General features: G+C 32.9%; 4 protein-coding genes. All 4 read left to right on the forward strand.

The genetic code is table 11. The features are described from left to right. Positions 1-47 precede the first annotated feature (47 nt). The 4 genes from ACSVDA_RS21540 to ACSVDA_RS21555 all read left to right on the forward strand — a co-directional run bounded on the left by ACSVDA_RS21540 (position 48) and on the right by ACSVDA_RS21555 (position 5,591). On the forward strand, positions 48-1,316 hold the full coding sequence (locus tag ACSVDA_RS21540) for an MFS transporter (RefSeq protein ID WP_485885988.1): 1,269 nt from the start codon (positions 48-50) through the stop codon (positions 1,314-1,316). 14 nt (positions 1,317-1,330) lie between these two features. Continuing rightward, a complete protein-coding gene (locus ACSVDA_RS21545; RefSeq protein WP_485885990.1) occupies positions 1,331-2,446 on the forward strand; it encodes a HesA/MoeB/ThiF family protein in 1,116 nt (371 codons plus the stop codon). A gap of 747 nt (positions 2,447-3,193) precedes the next feature. Then, positions 3,194-4,903 (forward strand): alpha/beta hydrolase family protein, encoded by a 1,710-nt coding sequence (locus tag ACSVDA_RS21550; protein WP_485885992.1) that lies wholly within the window; start codon positions 3,194-3,196, stop codon positions 4,901-4,903. A 151-nt stretch (positions 4,904-5,054) separates the two neighbouring features. Continuing rightward, complete coding sequence (locus ACSVDA_RS21555; RefSeq protein ID WP_485885994.1) at positions 5,055-5,591, forward strand: ATP-binding protein; 537 nt, start codon at positions 5,055-5,057, stop codon at positions 5,589-5,591. The last annotated feature ends 409 nt before the right edge of the window (positions 5,592-6,000 follow it).

Here is a 6,000-nt window from a genome sequence, read left to right on the forward strand (position 1 = left end):
GATGTTGGGTTGTATTTTATAACTTATAGGAGAGAGGCGATAGCTTTATGGTTTCTAAAGCAGAACTTAAACAAAATACAGAAGACGATAAAATACTATCTTTACGAACACCAACCGCCTTTCAGTTTTTATGGTTAGGACTATTAATATCTATGATGGGAGATCATTTAAATAAAGTTGGACTAATTTGGTTTGTCAATAACAACTTTGAAGGGTCAATTGCCAATATGACACTTGGTTTCTCAATGGCAATTCCTACTGCTATTGTTGGAATCTTTGCTGGTGTGATAGTTGATAGATTTGATAGAACAACGTTAATGTTTGCTAGTGATTTGATTCGAGCAATACTATTATTCTTGCTAGTATTTATTTTTATTTTTTTTGAACCTAACTTAATAGTTATCTCATTATTTTCAATCATGCTTGGTGTAGTTGGATTGTTCTTTGGACCAGCAACTCAATCTCTTATTCCTGATGTTGCAGGTAATGACAAAAATAAAATATCAAAAATGGGCTCATGGATACTAGGGACCCGAACTACACTTTCTTCTGCTGGCCCAGCTATTGCAGGTATACTAGTTCCTTTTATAGCTATTGAGTGGGTTCTAGCAATCGATGGCCTCAGCTTCGTTTTATCATTTATTATGTTACTTTTTATGCAAAAAAAATTAAAAAGCCTTGGGGTAACTACAAAGGTAAATGTTCCTAAGGGAAGTAATTTACTAAAAGATGCAAAAGAAGGTTTAGGTTTTATTCTAAAACATCCTATATTAGGACCTCAATTTATGTTTTATCCAATTTTGGAAGCTGTAGCATTCTCTATACCATTTTTTTTACCAGAGTTAATAAAAACAAATATAGGGCACACAGCAGAAATATTTGGGCTTTCATTAGGTATTTGGATGTTAGGAAGGGTTGTGGCTATGGCTATATATCCAAAATCTCCAATATCTAAAAATCGTGGTATTGCTTTTACAGCTAACCTATTAGGGCAAGGAGTAGCATTATTCATTATTTCGACTGCTGAATCGATTCCAGTATTATTATTAGGATTTCTTTTAATGGGGATACCAGGGGGCTTTGTAATGATTTCATTACAAACATATGTACAGACAAATGTTCCAAATGATCTCAGAGGTAGAACTTTTGCTACTATGGGTGCACTAGGAATGTTACTTACTCCATTAGGTATTCTTATCATAGGAAATTTGTCCGAAATAGTTGGTGTTCAAAAGACATTTGTATATTCTAGTTTTCTGTTATTCATTTGTGGGATTTTTATTGCGACCAAACGTCAAATAAGAGAAGTAAAATAAGTAGGTGGGAAAATATGTATGAAATTGGTGTGATGAGTAGGATACGTTTACGCTCAAGGGTATTAACGATGGTTAAAGGTACAGATTTGTATTTAAGGTTTAATGACAATTTACACAAGATTAAAAATTACGACGCTGATCTTAATCAAACTTTAGCGGTTTGGCGAAATGGTGGAACTAGAGATGACTTTTTTAATACTTTAGATGAGTACAAGCTAGGGCTTGGAAATACGTATCAAGAAGATTTAGAAAGCCTAGTTGAAAAAGGCTTCTTTGAGAACTTAGACATAGAATCCTCTTTAGATCCAACAGATTTAGAGATTTGGAAGCGTAGTTTTGATTATTTTTCTGCAATTGAAACCGAAAATATGAGTCGGTTTGATTACATCGAAAAGATCAGAAACCTTAAAATTATGATAGTGGGTCTTGGTGGGCTAGGAAGCTGGGTTTTCTATAAACTATTGTGTTTAGGGGTTGGAAACTTTGTGTTGGTAGATGGAGATAAGGTAGAGTTAAGCAATTTGAATAGAGCCATTCTCTATAAAACTAGTGATGTAGGGAGTTTTAAAGCAGATTGCGCAAAAAGGGTAGCAAAAGAATTCTCCCCAAATACCAAGGTTGAAATCCACAAAAAGTTTGTGGGAAGTTCCGATGATTTACTACCTCATTTAGATAATGTTGATTTAGTTGTAAATTGTGCTGATGAACCAGCATTCTTAATCAATCAATGGGTAACCGATGCGTGTGTGAAAAAAGAGATCCCTTTAATTACTGGAACTGGTGGTAGAGTAGGTCCATTCTTTATACCAGGAAAGACTGCATGTAGAGTATGTATATTAAGTAGTCAAATAGATAAAAATCCGGAATTTATTAATTCCATAAAGAGACAGCAAGAGCTACCACCTTCCCACCCAGGAGTGGTTGCAACAAACTTAGGTATGATTGCATCGCTGCTTTCAAATGAAATTTTTAATTATTTTACTAAACTGTCATCTGTAAATACCTTTAATCAATTGATTTTTGTAAATAAAACTTTAAATCAGGAGTTCATAAAAGTAAATAAAAATCAAAAATGTATCAGCTGTGGTGAAAATGCTAATTCCATTAAAGGAGGTGAAAGCAATGAATAAGACAAAGGATCAAGAAATCATGGAAGAGTTTGATATCTTAGCTTATGAGCCAGAGTATTTCCAATAAAATAGTTTGTTAGTTAGTTTCTCGTTGGGAGGTGAAAGGAATGAATAAGACCAAAGATCAAAAAATCATGGAAGAGTTCGATATCTTAGCTGCTGAACCAGAGTATGGCGTTTAAAAGTCTGATATCTTATAAAAGCCTAAATATACCAATATTTAAAGGGGGTTTAGAGATTGAACAAGACAAAAGATCAAGAAATCATGGAAGAGTTTGATATCTTAGCTTATGAGCCAGAGTATTTCCAATAAAATAGTTTATTAGTTAGTTTCTCGTTGGGAGGTGAAAGGAATGAATAAGATCAAAGATCAAAAAATCATGGAAGAGTTTGATATCTTAGCTGCTGAACCAGAGTATGGCGTTTAAAAGTCTGATATCTTATAAAATCCTAAATATACCAATATTAAAGGAGGTTTAGAGAATGAACAAGACAAAAGATCAAGAAATCATGGAAGAGTTTGATATCTTAGCTTATGAACCAGAATATTTTGTGTAAATCTCTTAATATTTTTTTCTAACACTCAAAGGGAATGTAAAGAAAAAATAAGACAAGAATTTAAGAAGAGTTTGATATCTTAGGTATTGAATTGGAATACGGGCTTTAATAATAGTACTTATAACTTTTTAATAGCACTTGTGTCTAAACTTTGTTTTAGTCAAGTGCTGTTTTAATGAGGGGGATATAATGAAGAATTTATTTACTCCAATGGAGTTGGAAAACTTATCTTGGTGTGAAGGGTATTGCCTGACTTCTAATGGGAAGCCTTTGATAGTCTGGAATGGAATTGAAAGAACAATAATTAGATCACCTCATGAAAATTTGAATGAACCTTTTCTACTAGATTTACCAGACCCTGTTTCTCAAATTACTAGTTCTGGAGACATTTTAACCTTTCTATCTGAAAAAAATGATGGGTTTCATGTCACTTGTTACGATTTAAGGAATAAATCGATCCATTTTCCTGAATGTGAGATTTCAAAAAATAGATATACACCCATCATGTATGAAGATAAGATTATTGATTTAAAAACATCTATAGATGGTAGTAAAGAATTAAGATTAGTACATTATAACAATGAAGAGTTACCAATTACACTGTTGAAGTTAAATGCTAAACAAAATATGATAAATACTCAAATAGATGTATCCTCTAGAGGTGAGATTGCTATAGTTTTACAGCAGGAGGATAGCCCCATTTCAGATGTGTACGTATTCAATATACATTCGAAGACATTAACGTTAATTTATAAAGGAGATAGGACAGAATTCCCTGTATCAGTTGGATGGGATCATGATGGAAACCGACTAGTTTGTTTAACTAGGAGAGGTGCTAATTATGGTGGTGTTATAGTTTTTGTTGATACTAAAAGTATAACAAGAATTGTATCACCAACTCTTCTCGAAAAACCACTTTGGTGTCCAATGGATAATGAAATCTTACTTGTCATTGATAATTGGCCATTTTCTAGTCTAGCAATATATGATATCGAAAATGAATCATTGAAGAAGGTACTTATACAAAATAATTTGTTTATTACAAGACCTACATGGTATAAGGATACTCTTTATTTTTGTGGAATAAGTCCAAATACACCTCCCTCATTATATAGGTGGAGTACAATTAGTAAAGAAACACACATCCAAACAAGAAAGCCAAATTATAATAAAGAATTACATATTGACTCTGTGGATATAGAATCAGAAGAAGGGCACATCATACCCTGTATACTATATAAAGCTAAAAGTGAAAGGGGTAAGACAATTATTATGTTACATGGTGGACCAGCAGGTGCATGGTGGGCAAAGTGGCATCCTGCTATAGAAAAATGGACAAATGAAGGATTTAATATTCTATGTGTAAATCCACGAGGAAGCACAGTTCGTAGAAAAACTCTCCCCCAGTTGAGGAATGGCGAGTTCGGAGTTTTAGATGCTAAGGATGTTAAAACGAGTGTTGAATTTTTAATTAAAGAAGGAATAGCTGAAAAGGGGAAAGTTGTACTTTTTGGAGAGAGTTATGGCGGATATCTTGCTTATCAAAGTATGCTTAAACTAAAAAATCATATTGCTTCAATGGTTATTTTATATAGTTATATACATCCCTCCTCATTACTTCAGAGTAAAGATTCTACTGTCCAACGTTTTGCAAAATATGCTTTTATTAATGAAAATTTAATAGAGCCCCTTAAATTAAATTCTAATTGTCCTATTTTACAAATACATGGAAGTCACGATTTACAATTACCTGTTAACAGCATGAAAGATTATCATCATAAATTAATCGGTTTAAATCACAGGTTTCTTGAACTAGAAGATGGCCATGGGTTTCGTAAAAAGGAAAATATTATTATGTGGTTAGATGAAGCTACACAGTTTATAAAGGAACATATTTAAAAATTTCTACTTCTGGAAGATCAAAGAGGATAACAAAATTTGATGTAGAATAGTAGACAAATGCGGTAAAAGATTATATTTTTCAAACTATCAATTGCTCTTAAAAACGACAAGGAACTAATAGATAGAATTGATTCCGGAGGAGAAAATTTTGTATAAAAAGATACATATTTTAGGTGCATCTGGTTCAGGAACTTCTACACTAGGAGAAGCGTTGTCAGAGAAACTTTCTTATATGCATTTTGATACGGATGACTATTTTTGGAAAAACAAGTATACAGAACAAAGGTCAAAACCTGTAAGAAGAGAATTACTAAAACATGATATATTCAGAAATCAAAGTTGGGTTCTTTCTGGGGCATTATGTGGTTGGGGCGACTCCTTTAAAGCATATTTTGATTTGGTTATATTTTTATGGATTCCTCAAGCTATCAGGCTTGAAAGGTTGCAACAAAGAGAATATCAGAGATATGGTAAAGAAATGTTAGCTGGTGGTAGTAAATACGACCAATCAAAGGTTTTTCTGGAATGGGCTTCTTTGTATGATGAAGGTGGAATGGAAGTAAGAAGTAAAATGTTACACGAGTATTGGATGTCAGATTTAAGTTGCCCAGTATTGAGAATTGAAGGTGATTATACGGTTAAGGAACGAGTGGAAATAGTTTTACACTACTTAAACTCTAATTAAAATACATAGCTAATAGATGCTTGTTAGAAAATACAGTATTTGTAATAGAACAAATCTGGAATAAAAGAAGTGTTATATTGCTGTGAATAGCATTTTACTTTCGATAAAAGCTAAGTTGTATTCAAAATAATTATTGTTCTAGTAATGAACTACCCAACACTTTTTGGAACTCACGGTTTGATTGAAGTAGGAGGGGCTCCTGGTCGCAAGATGAAAAAAAGAAGTAGAGCATGGGATAAAAAGGCAATTAACATAGTAAATATCTTTTCCTTTAAAGCTAAAATAACAATGAGGCTGGGACATAACTAGCCTCAAAAAGTGAAAAAGGTGAATTTGAGCGAGCTCAGATTCACCTTTTTCTATTTAGAGTGGTAGTGCCTCTATTATCTTATTTGTTGGCAGTGAGTTT

Source organism: Cytobacillus sp. Hm23 (assembly GCF_051842895.1).
Taxonomy (GTDB): Bacteria; Bacillota; Bacilli; order Bacillales; family SM2101; genus Nanhaiella.